Annotated in this window: 26 protein-coding genes and 1 tRNA gene; 18 read left to right on the forward strand and 9 right to left on the reverse strand. The window is 72.3% G+C overall.

Annotated features, from left to right (window positions below):
- Positions 1 to 20: 20 nt before the first annotated feature.
- From G407_RS0102405 to G407_RS30125, 6 genes are all read left to right on the forward strand, one after another.
- Positions 21 to 806 (forward strand): hypothetical protein, encoded by a 786-nt coding sequence (locus tag G407_RS0102405; protein WP_029029524.1) that lies wholly within the window; start codon positions 21 to 23, stop codon positions 804 to 806.
- Positions 807 to 885: 79 nt separating this feature from the next.
- The gene (gene gmd, locus G407_RS0102410) at positions 886 to 1,947 is read left to right on the forward strand and encodes a GDP-mannose 4,6-dehydratase (protein ID WP_029029525.1); all 1,062 of its coding nucleotides are present in this window, start codon (positions 886 to 888) and stop codon (positions 1,945 to 1,947) included.
- 35 nt (positions 1,948 to 1,982) lie between these two features.
- A complete protein-coding gene (locus tag G407_RS0102415; protein WP_029029526.1) occupies positions 1,983 to 2,918 on the forward strand; it encodes a GDP-L-fucose synthase family protein in 936 nt (311 codons plus the stop codon).
- 99 nt (positions 2,919 to 3,017) lie between these two features.
- On the forward strand, positions 3,018 to 4,040 hold the full coding sequence (locus G407_RS0102420; protein ID WP_029029527.1) for an MraY family glycosyltransferase: 1,023 nt from the start codon (positions 3,018 to 3,020) through the stop codon (positions 4,038 to 4,040).
- Positions 4,037 to 4,963 carry an NAD-dependent epimerase/dehydratase family protein gene (locus G407_RS0102425; RefSeq protein WP_029029528.1) on the forward strand — a complete coding sequence of 309 codons (927 nt, stop codon included), beginning with the start codon at positions 4,037 to 4,039 and terminating at the stop codon, positions 4,961 to 4,963. Before G407_RS0102420 ends, G407_RS0102425 begins: the two co-directional genes overlap by 4 nt.
- A complete protein-coding gene (locus G407_RS30125) occupies positions 4,960 to 5,649 on the forward strand; it encodes a hypothetical protein (RefSeq protein ID WP_052340864.1) in 690 nt (229 codons plus the stop codon). The genes G407_RS0102425 and G407_RS30125 overlap by 4 nt, the downstream gene beginning before the upstream one ends.
- 191 nt (positions 5,650 to 5,840) lie before the next feature.
- Here G407_RS30125 and G407_RS0102435 read toward each other — a convergent pair whose 3' ends face one another.
- The gene (locus tag G407_RS0102435) at positions 5,841 to 7,295 is read right to left on the reverse strand and encodes an MFS transporter (RefSeq protein ID WP_029029529.1); all 1,455 of its coding nucleotides are present in this window, start codon (positions 7,293 to 7,295) and stop codon (positions 5,841 to 5,843) included.
- Between the two features lie 104 nt (positions 7,296 to 7,399).
- Here G407_RS0102435 and G407_RS0102440 point away from each other — a divergent pair, with 104 nt between their 5' ends.
- The 8 genes from G407_RS0102440 to G407_RS0102475 all read left to right on the forward strand — a co-directional run bounded on the left by G407_RS0102440 (position 7,400) and on the right by G407_RS0102475 (position 15,754).
- On the forward strand, positions 7,400 to 7,801 hold the full coding sequence (locus G407_RS0102440; RefSeq protein WP_029029530.1) for a DUF350 domain-containing protein: 402 nt from the start codon (positions 7,400 to 7,402) through the stop codon (positions 7,799 to 7,801).
- A 172-nt stretch (positions 7,802 to 7,973) separates the two neighbouring features.
- Positions 7,974 to 9,188: an MFS transporter gene (locus tag G407_RS0102445; protein ID WP_052340865.1), complete on the forward strand. Its 1,215-nt coding sequence runs from the start codon at positions 7,974 to 7,976 to the stop codon at positions 9,186 to 9,188.
- A gap of 346 nt (positions 9,189 to 9,534) precedes the next feature.
- Positions 9,535 to 10,755 (forward strand): D-alanyl-D-alanine carboxypeptidase family protein, encoded by a 1,221-nt coding sequence (locus tag G407_RS25295; protein WP_052340911.1) that lies wholly within the window; start codon positions 9,535 to 9,537, stop codon positions 10,753 to 10,755.
- A 6-nt stretch (positions 10,756 to 10,761) separates the two neighbouring features.
- Entirely contained in the window at positions 10,762 to 11,481 is a 720-nt protein-coding gene (gene tmk, locus G407_RS25300; RefSeq protein ID WP_043538776.1) for a dTMP kinase, read from the forward strand.
- Complete coding sequence (locus G407_RS0102460) at positions 11,474 to 12,535, forward strand: DNA polymerase III subunit delta' (RefSeq protein ID WP_029029532.1); 1,062 nt, start codon at positions 11,474 to 11,476, stop codon at positions 12,533 to 12,535. Before tmk ends, G407_RS0102460 begins: the two co-directional genes overlap by 8 nt.
- A gap of 45 nt (positions 12,536 to 12,580) precedes the next feature.
- Entirely contained in the window at positions 12,581 to 14,137 is a 1,557-nt protein-coding gene (gene metG, locus G407_RS0102465; protein ID WP_029029533.1) for a methionine--tRNA ligase, read from the forward strand.
- Between the two features lie 13 nt (positions 14,138 to 14,150).
- Complete coding sequence (locus tag G407_RS0102470) at positions 14,151 to 14,960, forward strand: TatD family hydrolase (RefSeq protein ID WP_029029534.1); 810 nt, start codon at positions 14,151 to 14,153, stop codon at positions 14,958 to 14,960.
- Positions 14,957 to 15,754 (forward strand): MBL fold metallo-hydrolase, encoded by a 798-nt coding sequence (locus tag G407_RS0102475; protein WP_029029535.1) that lies wholly within the window; start codon positions 14,957 to 14,959, stop codon positions 15,752 to 15,754. The genes G407_RS0102470 and G407_RS0102475 overlap by 4 nt, the downstream gene beginning before the upstream one ends.
- A 140-nt stretch (positions 15,755 to 15,894) precedes the next feature.
- Here G407_RS0102475 and G407_RS0102480 read toward each other — a convergent pair whose 3' ends face one another.
- Both G407_RS0102480 and G407_RS30130 read right to left on the reverse strand, forming a co-directional pair.
- Positions 15,895 to 16,710, reverse strand: coding sequence for an MBL fold metallo-hydrolase (locus G407_RS0102480; protein ID WP_029029536.1), 816 nt, complete (start codon positions 16,708 to 16,710; stop codon positions 15,895 to 15,897).
- Positions 16,711 to 16,926: 216 nt separating this feature from the next.
- Positions 16,927 to 17,250, reverse strand: a complete 324-nt coding sequence (locus G407_RS30130; RefSeq protein WP_052340866.1) for a hypothetical protein — start codon at positions 17,248 to 17,250, stop codon at positions 16,927 to 16,929.
- Positions 17,251 to 17,364: 114 nt separating this feature from the next.
- On the opposite strand from G407_RS30130, the gene mazG reads away from it, so the two are divergent.
- A complete protein-coding gene (mazG, locus tag G407_RS0102490; RefSeq protein WP_029029537.1) occupies positions 17,365 to 18,210 on the forward strand; it encodes a nucleoside triphosphate pyrophosphohydrolase in 846 nt (281 codons plus the stop codon).
- 7 nt (positions 18,211 to 18,217) lie between these two features.
- Here the strand turns inward: mazG and G407_RS31505 are convergent, their stop codons facing one another.
- The 3 genes from G407_RS31505 to G407_RS25310 all read right to left on the reverse strand — a co-directional run bounded on the left by G407_RS31505 (position 18,218) and on the right by G407_RS25310 (position 20,810).
- Positions 18,218 to 18,370, reverse strand: a complete 153-nt coding sequence (locus tag G407_RS31505; RefSeq protein ID WP_156917448.1) for a hypothetical protein — start codon at positions 18,368 to 18,370, stop codon at positions 18,218 to 18,220.
- 72 nt (positions 18,371 to 18,442) lie between these two features.
- Positions 18,443 to 19,729 carry a phosphopyruvate hydratase gene (eno, locus tag G407_RS0102500; RefSeq protein ID WP_029029538.1) on the reverse strand — a complete coding sequence of 429 codons (1,287 nt, stop codon included), beginning with the start codon at positions 19,727 to 19,729 and terminating at the stop codon, positions 18,443 to 18,445.
- Positions 19,730 to 19,847: 118 nt separating this feature from the next.
- On the reverse strand, positions 19,848 to 20,810 hold the full coding sequence (locus G407_RS25310; protein WP_052340867.1) for a septal ring lytic transglycosylase RlpA family protein: 963 nt from the start codon (positions 20,808 to 20,810) through the stop codon (positions 19,848 to 19,850).
- Positions 20,811 to 21,131: 321 nt separating this feature from the next.
- Between G407_RS25310 and G407_RS0102510 the strand changes: the two genes are divergently transcribed.
- A tRNA-Ser gene (locus G407_RS0102510) sits at positions 21,132 to 21,221 on the forward strand.
- Between the two features lie 268 nt (positions 21,222 to 21,489).
- Here the strand turns inward: G407_RS0102510 and ntrC are convergent.
- The 3 genes from ntrC to dusB are packed head-to-tail and all read right to left on the reverse strand — an operon-like array spanning position 21,490 to position 25,095.
- Positions 21,490 to 22,938, reverse strand: a complete 1,449-nt coding sequence (gene ntrC / locus G407_RS0102515; RefSeq protein ID WP_029029539.1) for a nitrogen regulation protein NR(I) — start codon at positions 22,936 to 22,938, stop codon at positions 21,490 to 21,492.
- Between the two features lie 31 nt (positions 22,939 to 22,969).
- Positions 22,970 to 24,064, reverse strand: coding sequence for a two-component system sensor histidine kinase NtrB (locus tag G407_RS0102520; RefSeq protein WP_029029540.1), 1,095 nt, complete (start codon positions 24,062 to 24,064; stop codon positions 22,970 to 22,972).
- A complete protein-coding gene (gene dusB, locus G407_RS25315) occupies positions 24,061 to 25,095 on the reverse strand; it encodes a tRNA dihydrouridine synthase DusB (protein ID WP_052340912.1) in 1,035 nt (344 codons plus the stop codon). The genes G407_RS0102520 and dusB overlap by 4 nt, the downstream gene beginning before the upstream one ends.
- 140 nt (positions 25,096 to 25,235) lie before the next feature.
- Between dusB and G407_RS0102530 the strand changes: the two genes are divergently transcribed.
- Positions 25,236 to 26,435 carry a bifunctional 2-C-methyl-D-erythritol 4-phosphate cytidylyltransferase/2-C-methyl-D-erythritol 2,4-cyclodiphosphate synthase gene (locus G407_RS0102530; protein ID WP_029029541.1) on the forward strand — a complete coding sequence of 400 codons (1,200 nt, stop codon included), beginning with the start codon at positions 25,236 to 25,238 and terminating at the stop codon, positions 26,433 to 26,435.
- Between the two features lie 14 nt (positions 26,436 to 26,449).
- Positions 26,450 to 26,944 (forward strand): CinA family protein, encoded by a 495-nt coding sequence (locus G407_RS0102535; RefSeq protein WP_043538823.1) that lies wholly within the window; start codon positions 26,450 to 26,452, stop codon positions 26,942 to 26,944.
- Positions 26,945 to 26,979: the final 35 nt, after the last annotated feature.

Raw genomic sequence — 26,979 nt, forward strand, 5'->3', positions numbered from 1 at the left:
CGGGTTCGTGGGGAGCGGGGATGAGCGAGAGTGCGCAAACGGGGCGCTTCGCATTTCTCATGTATGCGGCGAAACGCTGGCCGCTGCTGCTCGTGCCGCCGATCATTGCCGGAGCAGCATTGCTCCTGACGATTCGGACGGAGGTGCGTGTCGTCGGGCATGCCGCGTCCGTCGACCTCGCGCTGACGGACTGGCAGCGACAGAGAGTCGCTCTGATCGCCGGCGAGGTCGCGCGCGACGTCGGCGGCATTGCGATCGACGTCGCGGGGAGCGACGGGGCGGTGGTGCTCAGAGCTGTCGGGCCCGGAGCCGACGCGAGCGAAGGTGTCATCCGTGAGACAATCGAGGCATTGCGGGCGGACGACCTCTTCTGGCGCGAACGCAGGGACGCGGACGCCGAGCGGATGCGTCTCGAACGGCTGCGCGCAATCGTTGCCGACGTGCTCAATGAACTGGCCAGGCGTTTGCGCGACGTTCGTCGACTCTCGGACGTGGCGGAGTTCTCCGCTTCGACAATCGAGCTGCTTCGCTTCGCGGAGGAACTCGACCAATCGCTCGCCGACACCCAGTCCCTTGTGGAGCTGCTTTCGGCAGATCCCGTCATATCGGACGTACGCACCGTCGCGTTGTCTTCGGTCGAGCCGGAGCGTCGATACGTCGCCTTCACGGGCGCTGTCGGGGTCCTCGCGCTCGTGCTCCTCGTCCTGTGGCTGCGCTTCGAGAAGAGTCGCGGCGGCACATTGTGGCGAGGGCGCCTCGCGCCGCTGCTGGCGACGCTGCGCTCGCGCCCGACGTTCAAGCCGTGACGCGAAGCGTCGGGCGCGATAAGAAACACCCGTGGGCTACCGATCGACCATGCGCGCCGCGCATGCGAAGGAGAGAACGATGACGCGACGCGTCGCATTGATTACCGGCGTCACCGGCCAGGACGGCGCCTACCTGTCCGATCTGCTGCTCCAGAAAGGCTACGAGGTCCACGGGGTCAAGCGTCGATCCTCCTCGTTCAACACCGGGCGCGTGGATCACCTCTACCAGGACCCGCACGAGAAAGACCTGCGGTTTGTCCTCCACTATGGGGACATGACCGACTCGACGAACCTGATCCGCATCCTGGCGGAGGTGCGGCCCACCGAGATCTACAACCTCGCTGCCCAGAGCCACGTTCAAGTCAGCTTCGAGACTCCCGAGTACACCGCCAACGCGGACGCGATCGGCACGCTGCGCCTGCTCGAGGGCATGCGGCTGCTCGGCCTCGAGAACTCGGCGCGCTTCTACCAGGCCTCGACGTCAGAGCTCTACGGCAAGGTCCAGGAGATCCCGCAGCGCGAGACGACGCCGTTCTACCCGCGCAGCCCCTACGCTGCGGCGAAGCTGTACGCCTACTGGATCACGGTGAACTATCGCGAGGCGTATGGGATGCACGCCTCCAACGGCATCCTGTTCAACCACGAGAGCCCGCTGCGCGGCGAGACCTTCGTCACGCGCAAGATCACGCGCGCCGTTGCCGCGATCGAGCACGGCGTCCAGGACGCCCTCTACGTCGGCAACCTCGACGCCGAGCGCGACTGGGGTCACGCGCGCGAGTACGTCGAAGGCATGTGGCGCATGCTCCAGCAGGATACGCCAGACGACTACGTCCTCGCCACGGGCGAGAAGCACTCGGTCCGCGAGTTCATCGAGCGCTCCTTTGCCCATATCGGGCGCCCGATCGTCTGGCGCGGCTCGGGTCTGGAGGAGGTCGGCGTGGAGGAGCGGACCGGGGTCGCGCGGGTCTTCGTCGACGAGCGCTACTTCCGCCCCACCGAGGTCGAGTTGCTGCTCGGCGATCCGACCAAGGCCCGCGAGAAGCTCGGCTGGTCGCATGAGACCACGTTCGCGCAGCTCGTCGCGGAGATGATGGACGCCGATCTCGCGCTCGTCGGGCGCGAGCGCGGCCGCACCGCCTGAGCCGTCTCGTACGACATCCAGACAGGAGAGAGCCCGTGTTCGAGCTCGAGGGCAAGTCGGTCTTCGTCGCCGGTCATGCCGGCATGGTCGGTTCGGCGCTCGTGCGCCGCTGCGAGGCCGAGGGCCTTCGGGTGATCGTCGCCGACCGCCGGAGCGTGGACCTGCGCGAGCAGGACCAGGTGCGCGCATTCGTGGAGGCGACGAAGCCGCAAGTCGTGCTCCTGGCGGCCGCGAAGGTCGGAGGCATCCAGGCCAACGCCACCCGGCCGGGGGACTTCCTCTACGACAATCTGATGATCGCGGCGAACGTCATCGAGGCGGCGCGGGTCGCGGGCGTCGAGAAGCTGCTGTTCCTGGGTTCCTCGTGCATCTATCCGAAGCTCGCGCCCCAGCCGATTTCGGAGGACAGCCTGCTGACCGGGCCGCTCGAGCCGACCAACGAGTGGTACGCCATCGCCAAGATCGCGGGGCTGAAGCTCTGCCAGGCCTATCGTCGCCAGCACGGCTGCGACTTCATCGCCTGCCAGCCGACGAACCTCTACGGCCCCAACGACAATTTCGACCTCGAGACCTCCCATGTCCTGCCGGCCCTGCTGCGCAAGGCGCACGAGGCGCGCGCGTCGGGCGCCTCGGAGATGGTCGTCTGGGGGACGGGCACGCCGCGGCGCGAATTCCTGCACGTCGACGACCTCGCCGACGCGTGCCTGCACCTGCTGCGCCACTACAGCGGCGACGACCCGATCAATGTCGGCGTCGGCCGGGACCTGACCATCGCGGAACTCGCCCGCCTCGTCTCGGAAACCGTGGGCTTCACGGGTGAGCTCGTCTTCGACACCTCCAAGCCGGACGGGACGCCGCGAAAGATCCTCGATGTGGGGCGCCTCCACGCGCTCGGCTGGGAGGCGCGCGTGGGCCTGCGCGAGGGGCTCGCGTCCTATTACGCCTGGTTCAAGGCTCATCACGCGGCCTGAGGCCGGGCCCGATCGCCCGCGCCGGCCCGCATTGCGGTGCGGCGGCAGAGCGGGTAGAACCCGCCCGCGCCCAGGCGCCCGGAAGGTTGCACACGCGGCATGATCGTCCTCTTCGTCCTCGCTCTCGCCGCAGCGCTCTCGGCAGCGCTCGTCCTGGCGCTCTTCCCCGTAATGCGCCGCTATGCGCTGGCGCGACCGAACGCGCGCTCGAGCCACAGGGTGCCGACGCCGCAGGGGGGCGGGATCGCCGTCGTCGGCGCGACGCTCCTCGTGGGTGCGGCCGCCGTCCTGGTGGTCGGCCTCACACCCGGCGCGGGCACGGAGGTGCTCGTTCTCGCCGGCGCGACGCTGCTCCTCGCGGTGATCGGGGCAGTCGACGACATCCGGCCGCTCCCCGTGCTTCCACGCCTCGTGCTGCAGGCCGTCTCGGTCGCGGCGGTCGTCCTCGCAGCCAGTGCGACGGGGCGGGTGCTGGGTCTCGACGTTCCGCTCTGGCTCGAGGTGGCGGTCGCGACCCTCGCAGGGCTGTGGTTCGTGAACCTCACGAACTTCATGGATGGGCTGGACTGGCTCACGGTTGCCGCGATGGTCCCGACCACGGCGACGATCGCCGCGCTCGGCCAGGCGGGCATCATCGTCGGGCCGCAGGGCCTGGTCGCCGCCGCGCTGCTCGGTGCGCTCCTCGGCTTCGCGCCGTTCAACCGGCCGGTCGCGCGCCTGTTCCTGGGGGACGTCGGCTCGCTGCCGATCGGCCTCGTGGTGGCCTGGCTGCTGTTCGGCCTCGCGGCGCAGGGCCATGTGGTTGCCGCGATCCTCCTGCCGCTCTATTCCTGCAGCGACGCGACGCTCACCTTGCTGCGGCGCGCCGCGCGCCGAGAGCCGGTCTGGCAGGCGCATCGCTCGCACTACTATCAGCGTGCCGGCGATCTCGGCTTCGGCGCGCTCGAGATATCAGGGACGATCTTCGTCGCCAATGTCGTGCTGGCGGTCCTCGCGGTGGGGTCGATCCTGGTCGAGGGCCTCGCCGCCGACCTCGCGGCACTCGTCCTCGGCGGCGCGGTGGTCGCCGGCTTGCTGCTGCGCTTCGGCCGGTCGCGTGCGCGCCTCGAGGCCACCCGGTGAGCGCGCCCCTCGTCGCATTGACCGGCGCAACCGGCTTCGTCGGTCGTCATCTCCTTTCGGACCTGCGGGCGCACGGGTATCGCGTGCGCCTGCTGCTGCGCCGCCCGACCGAGGGCGCGCCCGATGCCGATTCCGCCGTCATCGGCGATCTAGCGCGCCCGATGAACATGTCGCGTGCGCTGGACGGTGTCGACGCGATCGTCCACTCGGCCGGGATCGCCCATGCCATGTCGGGACGTCCGGAGGACGATTACCGCACGGTCAACACGGAGGCGACGATCGCGCTCGCCCGCGCCGCCGAGCGCTCCGGCGTGCGGCGCTTCGTGTTCCTCTCCTCAGTGCGCGCCCAGACCGGCCCGTGCGCGGACGGCGTCGTCGACGAGGGTCGCGCGCCGGCGCCGACGGACGCCTACGGGCGCTCGAAGCTCGCGGCCGAGGATGGGCTCACGGGGCTCGGCCTCGACTGGGCGGCGCTGCGCCCGGTGCTGGTCTACGGCCCCGGCGTGAAGGGCAATATGGCCTCCCTCGTGCGGCTCGCCACCACGCCGTGGCCGCTGCCGCTCGGCGGGCTGCGCGGCCGCCGTTCACTGCTCGCGCTCGAGAACCTGGCGGAGGCCGTGCGCATCGTCATCGCGGCCGACGGCCGGCTGTGCCGGCCCTACCTCGTGGCCGACGACGGCGCCTGGACCCTCCCGGAGATGATCGGCGTCATGCGCCGTGGGCGTGGGATGAAGCCCATGCTCGTGCCGGTGCCGCAGGCGCTCGTCGCGGGCCTGCTGCGTGCCACGGGCCGCGGGGAAGCCGCCGAGCGGCTGACGGGGGATCTCGTCGTCGAGACCCGCGCATTGAAAGCGCTCGGGTGGCGCCCGGTCGTCGCCACGCCGGACGGCCTCGCCGCGCTCGCGCGGGATCGCGCCGCATGAGCTTGCGCGGCCGGAGCTGGCGCGGCTCCGCCGGCATCGTCATCTGGAACGGCGTCGCGCCCGGCGCCGCGGCGGAGTTCGAGCGCTGGCACGACGAGGAGCACCTCGCCGAGCGTCTCGCCATCCCCGGCTTCCTGCGCGCCCGGCGCGGCGTCGCCGTCGATGGGAGCGCGCGCTACCTGACGCTCTACGACGTGGCGGATGCGTACGCGATCGGGCAGGGCGCGTATCCGGCGCGGCTCGACGCGCCGACGCCGTGGACGCGCCGGGTCATGCCGCTGATGCGCGACACCGCGCGCATCCTGTGCCGGGTGTCGGAGTCGCTCGGTCGCGGCGAGGGCGCGGGGGAGGGCGATCGGCTCGTGGCGCTGCGCCTGCCGGAGACCGTATCGCTCGCCGAGGAGGTCCGCGCATCGCTCGCCGGAGAGGCGGCGCGGCTCGTGTCGGAGGGCCTCCTCGTCTCGGCGACGCTCCTCCTGCGCGACGACGCCCTCACGGCGCGCCGCACGGCCGAGCACGCGCTGCGCGCCGAGCGCGTGGCGACGCCCGCCGGCGCTCTCGTCGGAGAGGCGCGGGACCACGATGCGGCGACGGCCGCCGCGGGCCGGCTCGCGGGCATCCTCGGCGCGGAGCCGGGCGGGCCGGCATGCGTCTACCGCATCCAGGTCGACCGCTCTGCGGGATAGCGCAGCGGGCAGCGCCGGCGCGGGGTATGTGACACGTCTCCTGCAACCTCGTTCGACACCCGGCACCGCACCGAGCGCCGACGCAGGCCATCTCCTTGCGTGTAGGGGAAGGACGGGGATCGCCGGCGTCGAAAGTCCATCTCCAGGACGCCTTTCGGCCGGGGCCTCGGGCGCAGCCCCGAGTCGTGCGGTCAGTGCGCCGTCGTCGACCGGCCCCGGGGCGACGGCGCCTTCGGCTGCTGCGTCGGTGCGGGGCCGAGGCTCCGCCTGTGGCCGGACATCTCGGCGCCGGCGTCCGGGTCGAGCCGGGCGAAGACGAAGAACGCGAGACCCGACAGTGCCGCCATGAACAGGAAGGCGGGCGTGAAGTCCGCCGTGACGAGCCGCGCGTTGCCGGCGAGCGCGCTGAAGGCCTCGAGCGCGAAGGCGGCGATCGTCACGCCCACGGCCAGCGCCACCTGCTGGACGACGCTCGACAGCGTGGTCGCCTGGCTCATGTCCCGGCGCACCACATCGGCGAAGGACACGGCGTTGAGCGCGGTGAACTGCAGCGAGCGGAAGCAGCCGCCCAGGAGGAGCAGCGCGAGCATGACGGCGTAGGGCATCTCCGGCCGGAAGATCCCCATCACCGCGATGAAGACGGCGCACACGAGGCTGTTCCAGACGAGGATCGAGCGGAAGCCGAAGGCGCGGATGATCCGTGCGGCGAGCGTCTTCATGAACAGCGCGCCGGCCGCGGCGGCGAAGGTGATCAGCCCGGAGCTCAGCGGATCGAGCCCGAAGCCGAGCTGGAGCATCAGCGGCAGCAGGAACGGGATCGCGCCGACCCCGAGGCGGAACAACGCGCCGCCGACGACGCCGGCGCGGAAGGTCGGCAGGGCCAGGAGCCCGAAGCCCATCACCGGATGCGGGACGCGCCGCGCGTGACGCACGTAGGCCGCGAGCAGCGCCATGCCGAGGCCGAAGCTCGCGGCGGACGCCCACAGCGGCAGGAGATGGCGCCCGGCGGTGGCGAGGCCGAGCATCGCCAGCGCGAGCCCGGTGCCGAGCATCAGGTAGCCGCGCCAGTCGAGCGGCGGGGTGTCCTCCTCGCGGACGTTCTCGATGAAGATCGACGCGAGCACCATGCCGAGGAGCCCGATCGGCACGTTGATGATGAAGATCCAGCGCCAGGAGAAGGCGGTGGTGATGAAGCCGCCGATCGGCGGGCCGAGCACCGGGCCCACCAGGGCGGGGACGGTGAGGAAGGCCAGCGCCCCGACGAGCTCGTTCTTGGGGATGCCGCGCAGGATCACGAGCCGCCCGACCGGCACCATCATCGCCCCGCCCATGCCCTGGAAGAAGCGCGCCGCGACGAAGCCGCCGAGCGAATCCGCGAAGGCGCAGGCGATCGAGCCCGTCACGAACACGCCGAGCGCCGCGCGGAAGATCGTGCGTGCGCCGAACCGGTCCGCCATCCAGCCGCTCACCGGGATGAAGACCGCGAGCGCGATCAGGTAGGAGGTGATCGCGAGCTTGAGCGCGATCGGGTCCTCGCCGAGATCGGCGGCGATGGCGGGCAGGGCCGTCGCGATCACCGTCGAGTCCGTCGTCTCCATGAAGAGGGCGGTCGCGACGATGAGGGGCGCGATGCGGCGATGACGCACGGGTCGGGTCCTTTCTCCGACGGCCCGCCGAGGGCCGTGCACGATGGCGCCGGGACTTCTATGCTGGGGCCGCCCGAATCGGGCGTGAGGGTGGGTATAACGCGATGCCGTCGATTCTGACCGTCTTGCCGGGTTTCCTTCTCGATTTCGTCCTCGCGACGGCGCTCGTCGCCCTCTATCTTGCGATCTACACATTCGCGACGGCGCACAACGAGTTCGCCCTGATCCGCCGCAACATCCCCTCCGCGGCCTTGGCGCTGGGCCTGAGCCTGGTGGGCTTCGCGATCCCGCTCTCGTCGGCGATGGTGTTCGCGGTGACCGTGCTCGACCTCGTGGTCTGGGGCGGCGTCGCGCTCGTCGTGCAGATCGTGGTCTATTTCCTCGTCCGCCTCGTCGTCTCGGACCTCTCCGCGCGCATCGCCAGGGGCGAGATCGCGCCCGCGCTGTTCCTCGGCGCGGCGAGCGTTTCGGCCGGCCTGATCAACGCCTCGGCGATGCGGTTCTGACGCGGGCGCGCGCTTCGGCACGACGGAGCCCGGCTTCGTACGCGGGCCCGCGTGCGGCGAGCGACGCGGGCCTGCGGGTGTGTTCCGCAAGCCCCCCATGCGTGCGCGCTCACTGCACGCCCATTCCGCCGGCGTATAGGATGCGCCTTCCTGCACGGCGGCCGGCGGAGCGATGACGCACAGACCCGACGATCAGCGCGCGATCGCGCTCACCATCGCGATCTTCGCGGTCGCGGGCTTCGCCTCGACCTTCTCGACGCGCATCGTCGACCCGCTGGTGCCGACGATCGCGGCCGATCTCGCGGCGTCGGTGAAGTCGATCGCGCTGCTCGCCACCGCCTTCGCGCTCCCCTACGCGCTGATCCAGCCGATCCTCGGCCCGGTCGGGGACGCGGTGGGCAAGCTGCGGGTGATGCGCGCCTGCGTCGCGGTGCTCGCCGCGAGCCTCGTCGCCTCGGCCTTCGCCCCGGATGCGACGACGCTGTTCGTCCTGCGGGTGATCGCCGGCGCGGCCGCGGGCGGCGTGATTCCGCTCGCGCTCGCCGCGATCGGCGACCGGGTCGGGATGGAGGGGCGGCAGGTGGCGATCAGCCGCTTCCTCGTCGCGATCATCCTCGGCCAGCTCGCCGGCTCCTCCCTCTCGGGCGTGCTCGCGCTGGTGATCGGCTGGCGCGGCGTCTTCGCGCTCGCCGCCGTGCTCGCGGGCGCGGCGCTCGTCGCCGTCCTGCTCGCGGCGCGGCGCGCGGCCGAGCCGACCGGACGCTTCGACGTCGGCGTCGCGCGCGCCCGCTACCGGATGCTGCTGGCGATGCCCCGGGCGCGGGCCCTGTTCGCCTTCGTCTTCGTGGAGGCGGCGGCGCTGTTCGGCCTCTTCCCCTTCGCGGCGGTGCTGCTCGAGCGGCGCGGAGCCGGTGGGCCGGCGGAGGCGGGCCTCGCGATCGCGGGCTTTGCCATCGGCGGCCTCGTCTATTCCGCGCTGGTGCGCACGCTCCTGCGCTTCTTGGGCATGCCGCGGATGATCGCCGCGGGCGGGATCGTCGCGGCGCTCGCGGTCTGCGCCCTCGTCTTCGTCGGCGACTGGCGGCTGATGGCGGCGGCGTTCCTGGCGATGGGGCTCGGCTTCTACATGATGCACAACTCCTTCCAGACGGCGGTGACCGAGCTCGCCGCCCAGGCGCGCGGCTCGGCGACGGCGCTGCACGCCTGCTTCTTCTTCCTCGGCGGGGCGCTCGGACCGGCCCTGATCGGCGCGGGCTTCGCGTATATCGGCGAGGGCGCGACGCTCGCCCTCGCCGCGCTGTCGGTCGCGATCCTCGGCCCGGTCGCGGGGCTGATCCTGGCGCGGACCGACCCCGCGCGGCGCGTCGATCCGGCGGGGACGCGGTAGCCGGAACGGGCCGGAGGCGGGTGGGCGGCGATGGCGCTCGTCAGGGAGATCGAACAGAACTGTCAACCAATCAACCGGTCAAATCCGTCAGGGATCTATCCTGTCCGAACACGCCGACCGCCTCCTCCCGCAGGGGAGGACGGAGGCCGAACGCCGGAGGGTGGGGAGGGCGGCGACGCGGCCCGCCCACACGATCGAACGGCCCCACCGCCCGCGCTTCGCGCGGACTCCTCCCCTCCGGGGAGGATGCGGGGCGCCGAACGCCGCGCCCCGCTCGGCGTTGATTTCTCCCCCCGCCTCGCGCAAGGTGCCCGAGGCCTCGCAACGGAGCAGCGTCTTGTCCACCGTGTCTCGTGGCGCGCGCGACACCCTGCGCGCGACCCTCTCTCTCGTCGCCGCCCTCGGGCTCGCGATCGTCACCCTCGGGCCGCGTCCCGCCGCCGCCTTCGAGACCGCCGCCGAGCAGGCCTTCCTGATCGACGCGGCGACCGGCACCGTGCTCTTCGCCGAGAACGCCGACGCGCTCATGGTCCCCGCCTCGATGGCGAAGATCATGACGGTCGAGACCATCGCCGAGGAGATGCGCCAGGGGCGCCTGTCCGAGAACGACGTGTTCACGGTCTCCGAGAACGCCTGGCGCACCGGCGGCGCGCCGTCGGGCGGCTCGACCATGTTCGCGGAGGTGGGCAGCACGATCGCGCTGCCCGACCTCCTGCGCGGCATCATCGTGCAGTCCGGCAACGACGCCTCGATCGCCGCCGCGGAGGGGATCGCCGGCTCGGAGGAGGCGTTCGCGCGGATGATGACGCAGCACGCCCGCGAGATCGGGCTCGAGCGGTCCGTCTGGCGCAACGCCACCGGCTATCACCACCCCGAGCAGGTGACGACGGCCAGAGAGCTGGCGAAGCTGACCCTCCACCTGATGGAGGAATCGCCGGAAATCTACGCGATCTTCGGCGAGGAGAGCTTCGCCTGGAACGGCATCACCCAGCGCAACCGCAACGACCTGCTGACCATGAACATCGGCGCGGACGGGGTGAAGACCGGCTTCCTCTCCGAGTCCGGCTACGGCCTCGTCGGCTCGGCGGTGCGCGACGGGCAGCGGCTCGTCGTCGTCGTGAACGGGCTCGAGACCGCCCGCGCGCGCGCCGAGGAGGCGCGCAAGCTGCTCGACTGGGGCTTTCGCGCCTTCGACCGCCGCCGCCTGTTCGAGGCGGGCGAGACGGTCGGCGAGGCGCAGGTCTACGGCGGCGAGACGCCCTACGTGGCGCTCGCCGCGGCGGAGCCGATCGAGATCCTGGTGCCGCGCGGCGACGACCAGCGCCTGTCCGCGCGCATCGTCTATCGCGGCCCGCTGATGCCCCCGGTAGAGGCGGGCACGCCCGTCGGCGTCCTGCGGGTCACCCGCGGCGACACGCTTGCGCTGGAGGCGCCGCTCCGGACGGCGGAGAGCGTCGCCCGGGGGCCGGTGTCGCGCCGGGCCATGGACGGGCTCTGGGAGCTCGGCGCGGGCGCGATCCGCCGCGCCATCTTCGGCGATCCCGATCCCGTCCCGGGAGCCTCGTGAGGGGGCATGGGGGCACGCTTCATCACGTTCGAGGGCGGGGAGGGGACCGGCAAGTCCACCCAGGTCGGCCGCCTCGCCGCGCGGCTGCGCGCGGACGGGCACGAGGTCGTCGCGACCCGCGAGCCCGGCGGCTCGCCGCATGCGGAGGACCTGCGCCGGGCGATCCTGTCGGGGGAGGCGAAGGCGCTCGGGCCCTTCGCCGAGGCGCTGCTGTTCGCCCGCGCCCGCCAGGACCACGTCGCGGCGACGATCCGGCCGGCGCTCGACCGCGGCGCGATCGTGCTGTGCGACCGCTTCAGCGACTCGACCCGCGCCTACCAGGGCGCGGCGGGCGCCGTTCCGGAGCCGCTGATCGTCGCGCTCGAGCGCTGGGCCGTCGGCGAGACGCGGCCGGACCTGACGCTGATCCTCGACCTGCCCGTCGCCACCGCGCTGGCGCGCGCCGCCGCACGGCGCGCGGGGCAGGGCGGCGCGATCGGGGGGAATGCCGCAGACCGCTTCGAGGGCGAGGATCGCGCCTTCCACGAGAAGCTGCGCGAGGCCTTCCACGTCATCGCCGCCCGCGAGCCCGAGCGCTGCGTCGTGATCGACGCCTCCGGCGACGTCGACACCGTCGCCGCGAGGGTCGCGGCGGCGGTGCTGCCGCGCCTCGCGTCCCCTGCGCCGGCGGGCGTAGCCCGCGTCGAGGAGCCCGACGCCGCGATGGCGGAAGAGACCCATGGCTGAGAAGACCCCGCAGGCGGAGCCGGACCAGCTCCCCGGCGCGCCCCACCCGCGCGAGCGCGACGTGCTGTTCGGCCATGCGGAGGCGGAGCGCGCCTTCCTCGACGCCTACGGGTCCGGCCGGATGCACCATGCCTGGCTGATCGGCGGGCCGGAGGGGATCGGCAAGGCGACGCTCGCCTATCGCGTGGCGAAGTTCGTGCTCGAGCGGGGCGGCCGCCCGCCCGAGCAGGCCTCGAGCCTCGACGTGCCCGAGGGCTCGCGCGCCGCGCGCCAGGTGGCGGCGCTCTCTCATCCCGGCCTCTTCGTCCTGCGCCGCGTGCCGGCGACGGAGAAGAAGGCGGCCTCGACGACGATCCCCGTCGACGAGGTCCGCCGCGGGCTTCAGCTGTTCGCCTCGACGGCGGCGGACGCCGGCTATCGCGTGTGCATCGTCGACGACGCGGAGGACCTGATCCCCGCCTCGGCCAACGCGCTCCTCAAGATGGTCGAGGAGCCGCCGCCGCGCTCCCTCTTCCTCATCGTCTCGCACGCGCCCCAGCGCGTGCTGCCGACGATCCGCTCGCGCTGCCGCAAGCTCCTGCTGCGCCCGCTGGCGGACGATGCGCTCGCGCGCGTGATCCGCTCGCTGCCCGACCCGATCGGCACCGCGCCCGACGACGCGCTCGCCACCGCGATCGGCGCCGCCGACGGCTCGGCGCGCCGCGCCGTGGCGCTGCTCGATCCCGAGCGCGCACGCACGCTCCAGGCCGTGGAGGGGCTGCTCGCGGCCCTGCCGGGGGTCGACTGGCGCAAGGTCGTCGCGCTGGCGGACCGGCTGGCGCGCCGGGGCGCCGAGCAGGACCTCGAGATCGTGCTCGAGACGGTGGAGCGCTGGGCGGCGGGCGTGATCTCGGCGCGGGCGGGGGAGGGGGCGCGTCGCCTTGCGCCGCTGGTCGAGGTATGTGAGAAGTCCGCCCGCGCCGCCGCCGACGCCGACACCTACAATCTGGACCGGCGCCCCCTGGTCCTGACGCTGTTCGGGGATCTTGCCGAAGCGGTCCGCGCGACGAGATAGATGGGGCGCGGCGCATCCGGCGCCCGCCCGCGCGAGGGATCGACGATGGCCGACAAGAAGCCGTTCTACATCACGACGGCGATCTCCTATCCCAACGGCGAGCCGCATATCGGCCATGCCTACGAGGCCGTGGCGACCGACGCGATCGCGCGCTTCAAGCGCATCGACGGCTACGACGTCTTCGCGATGACGGGCACCGACGAGCACGGGCTCAAGATCCAGCAGACCGCGACGAAGGCCGGGACGACCCCGCGCGCGTATGTCGACCGGATGGCGGCGCGCTTCGCGGCGATGGTCGAGCGGCTGGGCTGCTCCTTCGACCGCTTCATCCGCACGACCGACGCCGATCACCACGCCTCCGTCCAGGAGCTGTGGCGGCGCATGAAGGCGAACGGCGACATCTATCTCGGCGAGTATTCCGGCTGGTACTCGGTCCGTGACGAGGCCTACTTCGACGAGGGCGAGCTGACCACGACCCCCGACGGCAGGCGCCTCGCGCCCACCGGCTCGCCGGTCGAGTGGATCGAGGAGAAGAGCTACTTCTTCCGGCTCTCCGCCTACCAGGAGAGGCTCCTCGCCCATTACGAGGCGAACCCGGACTTCATCGCGCCCACGGCGCGGCGCAACGAGATCGTCGCCTTCGTCAAGCGCGGCCTCGAGGACCTCTCGATCTCGCGCACGACCTTCGACTGGGGCGTCCCGGTGCCGGACGATCCCGCCCACGTCATGTACGTGTGGGTCGACGCGCTGACGAACTACCTCTCCGGCACGGGCTTCCCCGATCCCGAGGCGCCGCGGGCGCGCTACTGGCCGGCGGACATGCACGTCATCGGCAAGGACATCACGCGCTTCCACACGGTCTACTGGCCGGCCTTCCTGATGTCGGCGGGGATCCCGTTGCCGAAGCGAGTCTTCGGCCACGGCTTCCTGCTCGTGAAGGGCGAGAAGATGTCGAAGTCGGTCGGTAACGTCGTCGACCCGTTCAACCTCGCCGACGCCTACGGCGTCGACCAGATTCGCTACTTCTTCCTGCGCGAGGTGCCGTTCGGCCAGGACGGCAGCTATTCGCCGGAGGGGATCGCCAACCGCATCAACGCCGACCTCGCCAACGATCTCGGCAACCTCGCCCAGCGCTCGCTGTCGATGATCGCCAAGAACTGCGAGGGGAGGGTGCCGACGCCCGGCGCGCTCGGGGACGCCGATCGCGAGATCCTGGCCGCGGCCGACGCGCTGCCGGCGAAGGCGCGCGCGGCCATGGAGAGCGTCGCCGTCCACACGATGCTCGCCGAGGTCTGGGCCGTCGTCGCCGACGCCAACCGCTACTTCGCCTCCCAGGAGCCGTGGGCGCTGCGCAAGACCGACTTCGCCCGGATGGAGACGGTGCTGTGGGTGACGATCGAGGTGCTGCGCGCCGTCGGCATCGCGGCTCAGCCGGCGATTCCCGAGGCGGCGGCGAAGCTGCTCGACCTGCTCGCCGTGCCGGCGGATCGGCGGATGCTGGCGGACGTGGGGGAGGGCGGCCGGCTCGCGCCGGGGGCGGCGCTTCCCGCCCCCGCCCCGATCTTCCCGCGCTTCGTCGCGCCCGAGACGGACGCGGTCTGAGGCGGCCGTCGCGATGCTGATCGACAGCCATTGCCACCTCGACTTCCCGGGCCTCGGCGACGACCTCGACGGCGTGCTCGCGCGCGCCGAGGCGGCGGGCGTCGGGCGCATGGTGACGATCTCGACCTTCGTGGCCAAGGCCGAGGCCTACCGCGCGCTGGCGGAGCGGGACGCGCGGATCTTCTGCTCGATCGGCACGCATCCGCACAATGCCGCGGCCGAGCCCGACGTCCCGCCGCAGACTCTCGTCGACCTCGCGCGCCATCCGCGCTGCGTCGCGATCGGGGAGGCGGGGCTCGACTACTTCTACGACAAGAGCCCTCGCGAGGTGCAGGCGCGCGTCTTCCGCGCCCACATCGCCGCCGCACGCGAGAGCGGCCTGCCGCTCGTGATCCACGCCCGCGACGCGGACGCGGACATGATCGCGATCCTGAGCGAGGAGATGGGGCGCGGGCGTTTCGACGCCGTGCTGCACTGCTTCTCGTCGGGCCCCGCGCTGGCACGGATCGGCGTCGAGCTCGGGCTCTACGTGTCCTTCTCCGGCATCGTCACCTTCAAGCGCTCGGACGAGCTGCGCGCCATCGCCCGCTCGATCCCGCGGGAGCGCATCCTCGTCGAGACCGACGCGCCCTATCTCGCGCCCCAGCCCAGGCGCGGCAAGCCGAACGAGCCGGCCTACGTCGCGATGACGGCGGCCTCGCTCGCGCAGACGCTCGGCACGACGCCCGAGGCGCTCGCCGAGGTCACGACGGCGAACTTCTACCGTCTCTTCCGCAAGGCGGCAGCCGTCGACGGCGTCGCGCCGACCGGGGAGGGCGCATGAGCGGCCTCCTCGCGACGATCCTCGGCTGCGGCTCCTCCGGCGGCGTGCCCCGCCCCGGCTCCGGCTGGGGCAAATGCGATCCGAACGAGTCGAGGAACCGCCGCCGGCGCTGCGCGCTCCACGTCGCGCGGCACGGGCCGGGCGGCGTCACGAGCCTCCTCGTCGACACGGGGCCGGACCTGCGTCTCCAGCTGATCGACAACGAAATCAGGCACCTGGACGGCGTGCTTTACACGCACGATCACGCCGACCACACCCACGGCATCGACGACCTGCGCCCGCTCGTGATCCACATGCGCCGGCGGATCCCCGTCTGGTGCGACGACGCGACGTCCGCCTCGCTCATGTCGCGCTTCGGCTATTGCTTCGCGACGCCCGAGGGCAGCGACTATCCGCCGATCCTGGAGGAGCGGCGCATCCGCGACGCGGAGCCGATCGTCGTCGAGGGCGACGGCGGCGCAGTCGAGGCGCGTCCGTTCCGCCTGCTTCACGGGTCGCAGGACGCGCTCGGCTTCCGCTTCGGCGACTTCGCCTACGCCCCCGACGTCAGCTTCATGCCGCCGGAAGCCGAGGCGATGCTCCAGGGCCTCGACACGCTCGTGATCGACGCGCTGCGCGAGACGCCGCACCCGTCCCACTACAGCCTGTCCGACGCGCTCGCCCTGATCGCCCGCGTGAAGCCCCGTCGCGCCGTGCTGACGAACCTCCACACCGATCTCGACTACCGCGCCCTGGCCGCACGCCTGCCGGAGGGCGTCGAGCCGGCCTACGACGGGATGACGATCGAGGCGTGACTTGCGCCTCGCCGATCGAGGACACACGGCTTTTGGTTCCATAATATATCTTATGCGCTTCGAGGCTCCGTCGGTGAGGGCCCTCCTCGCTCTCCCGTTCCACACCGCCGGCGCCGCTCCAACCGGACCGGCTGCGCAGCTCACCGCCCCGGCCCGTCGAGCACCAGCACCGTCGGCCGCTGCGGGAGCCCGTCGCGCGACAGGATCACCGACGCGCTCCCGGCCCGGGCGATCTCGAAGTGCACGCTCGCGGCCTCCAGGAACTCCTCCAGCCGCAGCGGCGAGAAGAAGTGCATCGGCACGACGAGCCGCGGCCCCATGCGCCGGAGCGTCTCGATCATGCCCTCCGTGTCCAGCGTCCAGGAGCCGTCGACCGGCGCGAGCGCCACGTCGACCCGGCCCAGCGCGACGAGATGCTCGGGCTCCAGCACGTGGTGGAGGTGCCCGAGATGGGCGATGCACAGGCCCGCCGTCTCGACCACGAAGATCGAGTTCTCGTCGTAGGCCGTGCCGCCGCCGGAGCGGATGTTGGTGGTGACGTTGCGCACCCGGACGTCCGCGACCTCAAGGTCGTGATCGGCCGCCCCGCCCTGCGGGTCCCAGCCGCGCAGGACGTGGCCGATGGCCGGATCGGGCGCGAGCGAGTAGTGGGTGCGGTGCGCCCGGTTCATCGTGGCGATGGTGGGCACGACGCCGGGGCGGACGTAGTCGTTGTAGTCCGTCGCCACCGTGACGCCCGCGGCGCTCTCGATCAGGAATGTGGCGTGGCCCACGAAGGTGAGCGCCGCCTCGTCCTGCGCGAGCGCCGCGCGATGAATCAGCCCGTCGAGGCCCGCCAGCATCGGCGGGCAGTTGCGCAGCGGGTCGGCCTGTGCGCCGGCCGGCCCCGCGAGCGGGATCGCGGCCGCGAGCGCGAGCCCGGCGAGCCGTCGAAACCAGGTTCGAGCATGGGTCATCCGCGCCCTCCGTCGTCGGTCGGACGCCAGGATGACGGATGGAGACGCCGCCGGAAATGACGAGGTCGTGAGTGCGACGCTTTGCTGCGCCCGTGTTTCACGGCGATGCTTGCGCGGGTGCAAGGAGCGGGGCGGGCGGTCCGTAGCGGACGTTCGTCAGGGCGAACGGTCGCGGGCCGGTGTCATGAGGGGATGGAATGAAGTCCCCTGCCCGGCTCAGGCGCTGCGCGCGCCTGCGCCCGCCCGCGAGACCCGCCAGGCCAGGCCCGGCTCCGCCTCGATCGCCTCCGAGGGGCGCAGGCGCCGCCGGTCGCCGCCCTCGGCGACTTCCTCGATCGCGACGAAGCCGAGGATCTGCAGGCGCGCGGCGAGCCGCTTGGTGGGAACGTCCTGCGCCGCGACCTCGAGCGCGCCGGACGCGAAGACCGCGTCCATCAGGCGCTTCTGGAGCTCGCGGGAGCGCTCGATCGCGGGGATCGGCGCGGGGCGCAGCGGAAAGGGGATCAGGGTGGCGGAAGAACTTGGGGAACCGGAGGTCATGCGCACGCAACTCGACTTCGACTCGACGTCTCGTCAAACTGCGCAGGTCGCGTTAAGGACGGGTGAACCATGACCGGAGCTCCGAGAGCCGGAGCCCGAGAACCGGAGCCGAACGTGACGCCCTCCAAGGACATCGAGCGCCTCCTCGCCATCATGGAGGCCCTGCGCGACCCGCAGACGGGCTGCGCCTGGGACGTGGCGCAGACGTTCGAGACGATCGTGCCCTACACGATCGAGGAGGCCTACGAGGTGGCGGACGCGGTCGAGCGCGGCGACCTCGCGGACCTGCGCGACGAGCTCGGCGACCTCTTGCTGCAGGTCGTGTTCCACGCCCGCATGGCGCAGGAGGCGGGCGCCTTCGCCTTCGGCGACGTGGTCGAGGCGATCACGACGAAGCTCGTCCGCCGCCATCCGCACGTCTTCGGCGCGGCGCGCACCCGCTCGCCCCGGGAGATCAAGGCGATGTGGGGGGAGATCAAGGCGGCGGAGAAGGCCGAGCGGGCGGCGACGCGCGGGGAGCGCCCGGCGCGCCATCTCGACGACGTCCCGGCCGCGGCCCCGGCCCTGGCGCGCGCCGACAAGCTCACGCGCCGCGCCGCCGAGGTCGGCTTCGACTGGGCGGAGACGCCCGACGTCCTCGCCAAGATCCGCGAGGAGCTCGCGGAGGTGGAGGAGGCGATCGCCGCCGGCGAGAAGGCGGCGGTGGCCGACGAGATCGGGGACCTGCTGTTCTCGGTGGCGAACCTCGCCCGCCATTGCGACGTCGATCCCGAGGCGGCGCTGCGGGGCACCAACGCCAAGTTCACCCGGCGCTTCACCGCGATCGAGGATGCGCTCGCGGCGCAAGGGCGCACGCTGGCGGAGGCGGACCTGGACGAGATGGAGCGGCACTGGGGGGCGGCCAAGACCCGCGAGAGCGAGCGCGGCGCTACCGGGCCCGCGGGCGGGCCGGAGGGCTGAGCGCCCCCTACCCCGCCGGATGCGCCGCGACGACGTCGGCCCGCGCCTCCGGCGTCGTCCGCGGCAGCTCGCCGAAGGCCTGCGCCTCCTCGTCGCTCATCGTGCGCTCGTCGTCGGTCGCGTAGATCTCCGCCCGACCTGGCGCGATGTGGCTGGGCATGGGAGCCCTCGCGAGGGGGAGAGGCGGCGACGCGCACGCGCGCCCGCCCTTCCCCCCGTTCGGCAGGCCCGGTCAGAGACGGCCCTTGAGCGCCCCGCGTCCGGCGTAGATCGCGCTCGCGCCGAGCTCCTCCTCGATGCGGATGAGCTGGTTGTACTTCGCCGTGCGATCGGAGCGGGCGAGGGAGCCGGTCTTGATCTGCCCGCAATTGGTGGCGACCGCGAGATCGGCGATGGTCGCGTCCTCGGTCTCGCCGGAGCGGTGGGACATCACAGCCGTGTAGGCGGCGCGGTGGGCCATGTCGACGGCGGCCAGCGTCTCGGTCAGCGAGCCGATCTGGTTGACCTTGACCAGGATCGAGTTGCCGACGCGCTCGGCGATGCCGCGGGAGAGGCGCTCGACATTGGTGACGAAGAGGTCGTCGCCGACGAGCTGGCAGCGATCGCCGATCGCCGCGGTGACGGCGGCCCAGCCCTCCCAGTCGTCCTCCGACATGCCGTCCTCGATCGAGCGGATCGGGTAGGCGGCGACGAGCTTGGCGAGATAGTCCGCCTGCTCCTGCGGCGAGCGGCGCTTGCCGCCCTCCCCTTCGTAGACGTAGGCGCCGTCCTTGAAGAACTCCGTCGCCGCGCAGTCGAGCGCCAGCACCACGTCGTCGCCGGGCGTGTAGCCCGCCTCCTCGATCGCCTTCATGACGAAGTCGAGCGCCGCCTCGGCGGAGGGCAGGTTCGGGGCGAAGCCGCCCTCGTCCCCGACATTGGTGTTGTGGCCGGCCTTCTTCAGCCCCGACTTCAGCGTGTGGAAGATCTCCGAGCCCATGCGCACGGCCTCGGCGAGCGAGGGCGCGCCCACGGGCATGACCATGAATTCCTGGAAGTCGATCGGGTTGTCGGCGTGCGCCCCGCCGTTGACGATGTTCATCATCGGGACCGGCAGCGTGCGCGCCTGGGTGCCGCCGACATAGCGGTAGAGCGGCAGCCCGCAGGAGATCGCCGCCGCCTTGGCGGTGGCGAGCGACACGCCGAGGATGGCGTTCGCGCCGAGCCGCGCCTTGTTGGGCGTGCCGTCGAGGTCGATCATCGCCTGGTCGACGGCGACCTGGTCCTCGGCGTCCATGCCGACGACCGCGTCGAGGATCTCGCCGTTGACGGCGTCCACCGCCTTGAGCACGCCCTTGCCCTTGTAGTAGCCGGCATCGCCGTCGCGCAGCTCCACCGCCTCGTGCGCGCCGGTCGAGGCGCCGGACGGCACCGCCGCGCGCCCCATCGCCCCGTCCTCCAGGTAGACGTCGACCTCGACCGTCGGGTTGCCGCGGCTGTCGAGGATCTGGCGGGCGAGGATGTTGGCGATGGCGGTCATGCGCGTCTCTCCGTTCGTCGGGGCGAAAGCCGGGGCGTTCGTGCGCGCACTTACGCCGCACGCGCCCGGCTTGCAAGACGAGGATGCGCGACGGGAGAGCTTTCCGCCGCCCGTGCCGTCAGCGCCGCAGGCTGGTCCCCGCCTGCGCGGCGACGTCGGCGAAGGGCCCGGCCCGCACGAAGCCGGGGGCCGGCTGGTCCGGCGCGGCGAAGAAGATGCCGACGAGCTGCGCCGCCTCCGCGCTGCGGTCGAGCGTGGCCGCGGGCGTCGCGCCGGGCAGGGAGGCGTTCACGGCCGTCGGCTGCGCCGAGGCGAGCACGTTCGGGCGCGCGGGCGGGACCGGCAGCGCCATCGTCGGCGGCGCGGAGGCGAAGGCGAGCGTCGGCGCGACCGGACGGTCGGCGGCCGCGAGCGGGATGCGGTCGACCTGCGGCGCGCCGCCGGCGGACGCCACCTGGATCGAGGTCGCGCCCTCGATCGGCATTTCCGCGAGCCGGCCGTCGGTGCGCAGCGTCGCCATCAGGATCTCGTCGTCGCTGCCTTGGGTCGAGGCCGGCCCGACATAGTCCACCCGGACCCGCGCCACGCCGGCGCCGCGGAAGGCGAGCGTGTCGGCGACGGCACGGGAGACGTCGATGATCCGGTTGCCGTGGAACGGCCCGCGGTCGTTGACGCGCACGATGATCGAGCGATCGTTCTCGAGGTTGGTGACCCGCGCGTAGCTCGGCAGCGGCATGGTGGTGTGCGCCGCCGACAGGGCGAAGCGGTCGAAGACCTCGCCGTTGGCGGTCTTGCGGCCGTGGAAGCGCGCGCCGTACCAGGAGGCGAGCCCTTCGGCGGAATAGTCGGCGTCGTGGCGCGGCACGTAGGTGCGGCCGGCGATGGTGTAGGGCCGCCCGACATGCGCCCTCCCCCCGCCCTTGGCGATGGCGTCGTCCTCCCCCGCGACGCGCTCGCTCGCCGAGACGCCGAGCCGGGAATCGATCGCGACGCGCGTGCCGCAGGCGGCGAGCGCCACGGCGAGGGTCCCAACGGTCGCGATCCGGATGAGAAGGCCCGTCGCGCGCGTCACTGCCACCATGTCCAGCGTCCCATCACTTCCGCCGCTCGCACCGGCGGTCCTCGCCGTCGCGACTCGGGGCACGAACCCGTCCGTCGCGGCGCCACGATTTCGGCGGACTATGCCCAGAATGCGGCGGCGATGACAAGCATTCGCCATGGTTCGCGCCGCACGACGCGACGTTCCGCGCACGCGCTCGAAACGTTCCGTGCGCGTTCCCCTCGCCGGGTCGCCGACGGTCCGCGTTTCTCCGACGGGTGTCGCCATTCTGCAACGCGCCCCGGGCCTCCCCGGAAGGACGCGCTTTTCAGCCGACGCGCGCCGCGCTACGACTGCCGGGCCGGAAGGGTGGCCGAGTGGTTTAAGGCAGCGGTCTTGAAAACCGCCGTGGGTGCAAGCCCACCGTGGGTTCGAATCCCACCCCTTCCGCCACGAGGTCGCTTGTCCACCCGCACGTCATTTCCGGACGGGCTCCCGACCGGAAGACGATGCCACGCTTGGGGCGGCGGGGGCGGCCGATATCCCGGCGAGCCGCATCGCCGCCCTCCCCACCCTCCGGCCTTCGGCCTCCGTCCTCCCCTTCGGGGAGGAGGCGGTCGGTGGGCGTCATCGACGTAGGCGTCATCCGCGACCCCGCGTCCTCCCCGAAGGGGAGGAGTCCGTGCGCAGCACGGGCGGTGGGGCCGGGCGAGCCGCGGCCTCACCGCGTCGTACGGATCACCGGTAGATCCAAATCGCGGACCTTCTTGCGCAAGGTGTTCCGGTTCAGGCCCAGCAGCTCGGCCGCGCGGATCTGGTTGCCGCGTGTGGCTGTGAGCGCGGCGGCGATGAGCGGGCCTTCCACCTCGCGCAGGATGCGGTGGTACAGGCCCGGCGGGGGCAGCGTCTCGCGGAAGTTGGAGAAGTAGCGTGTCAGGTGCCGCTCCACCGAGCCGGACAGCGTCTCGGGCGCCTCCGGGTCGTCGGCACCGGTGCCGATGACGCTCTCGATCGGGCGCACGTCGAGCTCGCCCTCGATGATCGGGCCGGTGATCGTGTCCTGCGGGTAGAGGGCGGCGAGGCGGCGGATCAGGTTCTCGAGCTCGCGCACGTTGCCCGGCCAGCGGTAGCGCTTGAGGCGGTCCATCGCCTCGGAATCCATCTGCTTGCGGGCGAGCCCTTCCTTCTCGATCTGCGCGAAGAAGTGGCGCGCGAGGTCGGGGATATCCTCGACGCGCTCGCGCAGCGGCGGCAGGCGCAGCGGCACGACGTTGAGGCGGAAGAACAGGTCCTCGCGGAAGAGCCCCTGCTGGATCGAGATCCGCAGGTCCTTGTTGGTGGCCGCGACGATGCGCACGTTGGTCTTGATCGGCGTGCGCCCGCCGACCGTCGTGTACTCGCCCTGCTGCAGCACGCGCAGCAGCCGGGTCTGCGCCTCCATCGGCATGTCGCCGATCTCGTCGAGGAAGAGCGTGCCGCCCTCCGCCTGCTCGAAGCGGCCCGCCGAGCGCTGCGTCGCGCCGGTGAAGGCGCCCTTCTCGTGGCCGAACAGCTCGCTCTCGATGAGGTCGCGCGGGATCGCCGCCATGTTGACCGCGACGAACGGGCCGGAGCGGCGCTTGCCGTAATCGTGCAGCGCGCGGGCGACGAGCTCCTTGCCGGTGCCGCTCTCGCCGGTGATCATCACGGTGAGGTCGGTCGGCATCAGCCGCGCCAGGGCGCGGTAGATCTCCTGCATCGCCGGCGAGCGGCCCACCAGCGGGATGTCGTCGCCCTCCCCCTCCCCGGACGAGACCGGGCCGCGCGGGCGCGACAGGGCGCGCCCCACCACGGCGACGAGCTCCTTCAGGTCGAAGGGCTTGGGCAGGTATTCGTAGGCGCCGCGCTCGGAGGCCTTGATCGCCGTCATGAACGTGTTCTGCGCGCTCATCACGATGATCGGCAGCTCGGGCCGCAGCCGCTTGATGCGCGGCAGCAGGTCGAAGGCGTTCTCGTCGGGCATCACCACGTCGGTGATGATGATGTCCCCGTCCCCCTGCGCCACCCAGCGCCACAGCGTCGCGGCGTTGGAGGTCGAGCGCACCTCGTACCCGGCGCGCGAGAGCGCCTGGTTGAGCACCGTGCGGATGGCGGCGTCGTCGTCGGCGAGGAGGATGTGTCCGCTGGGCATGGTCGCACTCTCGGGGGCTGTCGGATACGCGTTACGAGCCGCGGCCGTCCTCGGCCGTATGCATCGGCAGGAGCATGCGGAACGTGGTCTTGCGCGGCGCGGGATCGCATTCGACGATCCCGCCGTGGTCGCCCACGATCTTCGCCACCAATGCAAGCCCCAGGCCAGAGCCGTTGGCCTTGGTGGTGACGAAGGGGTCGAACAGGTCGGGCACGAGCTCGGGGGGGATGCCGGGACCGTTGTCGCGCACCGCGATCTCGATCGGCAGCGACACGCGCTCCGCCGAGCCGGGGATCGCGAGCCGCACGCCGGTGCGGAAGGCGGTGGAGAGCACGATCTCGCCCTCGAGCGCGTCCGGCCCGATGGCCTCGGCGGCGTTCTTGACGAGGTTGAGCACGACCTGGACGAGCTGGTCGCGGTTGCCCAGCACGTGCGGGATCGACGGGTCGTAGCTCTCGACGATGCGCAGGTGGCGGGCGAAGCCCGTCTGGGCGAGGCGCTTGACGTGGTCGAGCACGCTGTGGACGTTGACCGGCACGCGCTCGACGGGCCTCTGCTCGCCGAACAGCTCGACGCGCTCGACGAGCTTCACGATCCGGTCCGCCTCGTCGCAGATGAGGCGCGTGAGGACCCTGTCCTCGTCGGCGGCGGACTGCTCCAGCAGCTGCGCCGCGCCGCGGATCCCCGAGAGCGGGTTCTTGATCTCGTGGGCGAGCATCGCGCCGAGCGCGGTCACCGAGCGCGCCGCGGTGCGGTGGGTGAGCTGGCGGTTCATCTTGTCGGCGATGGTCCGCTCCTGGATCATCACCACGACGGTCGGCGGGTCCTCCGGCATCGGCGAGGCGATGACGTCGACGATGCGCTCGATGCCGAGCCGCGGGCCGCCGATGTCGACGCGGTACTCGCTCACGGACACGCCGCGGCGGCGGACCTCCTCGATCAGGCTGAGAACCGGCGAGCCGAACGGCATGAAGTCGCTGAGCTTCTGCCGGCGCAGCACGCGCTGGCTCGCCTCCAGGAAGGCCTCCGCGGCGGCGTTGGCGTTCAGGATGACGTGGTCCGGCCCGACCGTGAGGACCGGCAGCGGCAAGGCGTTCATCACCGCGTCGGTGGTCGGCGTCTTCATGCGGCGTCTCGCAGCGGATGGGCGTAGACCGCGCCGACGAGGTCGAGCACCTCGGCGGGTTCCTCGGTCGTGACGAGGCGGGCGCGCTCTGCCGCCGGGAGCGCGAAGCCGTCGGCGCGGGCGTGATCGGCGAAGGCGGCGAGGTGCTTGCGGGCGTGGCGAACCGCCATGGCGCGGCCATAGAGCGCGAGCAGGCCCTCGTAATGGGCGCGCATGGCGGCGACCTTCTCCTCGGGCGAGGGCTCGCGCGGCTCCCGGCCGGCGAGCCCCTCCCCGATCGTCGCCACGAGCCAGGGCCGGCCGAGCGCGGCGCGGCCGATCATCACCGCGTCGGCGCGCGAGCGCACGAGGCAGGCGCGCGCGTCCTCCAGGGTCGCGATGTCGCCGTTGGCGACGAGCGGCAGCGTCGTCGCCGCGCGCACCGGCGCGATCGCATCCCAATCCGCCCGACCCTTGTAGAATTGCTGGCGCGTGCGGCCGTGGACGGTGATCGCCCGCGCGCCGGCTGCCTCGGCGCGCCGGGCGAGCTCCGGCGCGTTGCGCGCGGCGTCGTCCCACCCGAGCCGCATCTTGACGGTGACGGGGATCGACACCGCCGCCACGGTGGCCTCGATCAGCCCGGTCGCGTGGTCGAGGTCGCGCATCAGGGCCGATCCCGCCCAGCCGCCGGTGACGCGCTTGGCCGGGCAGCCCATGTTGATGTCGACGACGTCCGCTCCGTTCGCTTGCGCGAGGCGCGCGGCCTCCGCCATCCAGCGCGGGTCGCAGCCGGCGAGCTGGACGACGTGGGGCGAGACGCCCTCCCCCTCCGCCCGCAGGCGAGTCTCCTCGTCGCCGTTCACGAAGTCGTCGGAGGCGACCATCTCCGACACGACTAGGCCCGCGCCGAAGCCGGCCGCGATCCGGCGCATGTGGACATCGGTGACGCCCGACATCGGCGCGAGCACCGCACGACGAGAGACCGGCACGGGGCCGATCCGCCAGGCGACCTCCGCATCGGCCTGGGGCGACGGGTGGGGATTCTGCTGCATCGTCATTGTGCCCAACAATTAGCCAAGCCTGTGAAATTGGCAAGTGCCACGCGCGGCGCCGGTGGAGGCACCGACGTTTGCCTCCGGCGGCGGCATTCTCTATCACCACATCCGTGTGACAGCCCGACCAGGAACGCCCCTTGTCCGCAGAGCCCCGCATCGCCGCCCTCATCGTCGCCGCGGGCCGCGGCGCACGTGCCGGGACGGGCGATCCCAAGCAGTACCGTCTCGTCGGCGGCGCGAGCGTGCTCGGCCGCGTGCTCGCCGTCTTCGGCACGCACGCGGCGATCGACCGCATCCTCGTCGTCACCCACCCGGACGACGGCGATTTCTACGCCCGCGTCGTCGCCGTCCTCGATCCGCCCGCACGCGAGAAGCTGGCCTCGCCGGTGCCCGGCGGCGCCACGCGCCAGGCGTCCGTCGCCCGCGGGCTGGTGCGCCTCGCGGAGCTCGGCGCCGCGGGGATCGTTCTCGTCCACGACGCGGCGCGTCCGTTCCTCTCCCCCGCCCTGATCGATCGCGCCATCGCCGCGACGCAGGAGACCGGCGCGGCGATCCCCGGCGTCGCCGTCGTCGACACGGTCAAGCGCGTGGACGAGACGGGCCGGGTCGTGGAGACGCCGCCGCGGGCCAGCCTGCGCGCCGTGCAGACGCCCCAGGGCTTCCGCTTCGCGTCCCTGCTCGAGGCCCACCGCGCCGCCGCCGATGCGGGTCGCGAGGACTTCACGGACGATGGCGCGTTGATGGAGTGGGCGGGGCATCCCGTCACCGTGTTCGAGGGCGAGGCGGGCAACATCAAGCTCACCCGCCCGGAGGATTTCGCCGCCGCGGGCGGCGAGGAGGCGCGCATGATCACCCGTCTCGGCACCGGATTCGACGTCCACGCCTTCACCGAGGGCGACCACGTCTGGCTCGGCGGGGTTCGCATCCACCACGAGCGTGGCGTGCTCGCCCATTCGGACGGCGACGTCGTGCTCCACGCGCTCACCGACGCGCTGCTCGGCGCGCTGGCGGAGGGCGACATCGGCACGCATTTCCCGCCCTCCGACCCGAAGTGGAAGAGCGCCTCCTCGGACCGCTTCCTCGCCTTCGCGGCGGAGCGCGTGCGGGCGCGCGGCGGGGTGATCGATCTCCTCGACGCGACGATCCTGGCGGAGGCGCCCAAGGTCGGGCCGCACCGCGAGGCCATGCGCGAGGCGATCGCGCGCGCCGCCGACGTGCCGGTCGCGCGCGTCTCGATCAAGGCGACGACGACCGAGCGGCTCGGCTTCACCGGCCGGCGCGAGGGCATCGCCGCGCAGGCGGCGGCGACGATCCGATTGCCGGAGGAACACGCGTGATTTTTCCCGACGAGATGCGCGATCGCGCGACAGCCCTGCTCGACACCTATCGCGAGGCGGGCCTGCGGATCGTCACCGCCGAGAGCTGCACCGGCGGCCTGATCGCGGGCCTGCTCACCGACATCGCCGGCTCGTCCTCGGTGGTCGAGCGGGGCTTCGTCACCTATTCCAACGAGGCCAAGATCGAGTGCCTCGGCGTGCCGGCCGGGATCATCGCCGCCCACGGCGCGGTGAGCGAGCAGACCGCCCGCGCCATGGCCGAGGGTGCGCTCTCCGCCTCCCGCGCGGACGTCTCTGTCGCGGTCACCGGCATAGCCGGGCCGGGCGGCGGCTCCGCCGAGAAGCCGGTCGGCCTCGTGCATTTCGGCCTCGCCCGCCGCCGCGGGGCGACCCGGCATCTCGAGATGCGCTACGGCGACCTCGGGCGCTCGATGGTGCGGCTGCGGACGGTGGCGGATGCGCTCGGGATGCTGGAGAGGGCTTTGCGACTCGACCAGGCAGCGGGTTAGGTGTCACCCCGGGTCGCGGAGCGGGCCCGGGGCCC

Origin of the sequence: Salinarimonas rosea DSM 21201 (assembly GCF_000429045.1) — a bacterium.
Classification (GTDB): domain Bacteria; phylum Pseudomonadota; class Alphaproteobacteria; order Rhizobiales; family Beijerinckiaceae; genus Salinarimonas; species Salinarimonas rosea.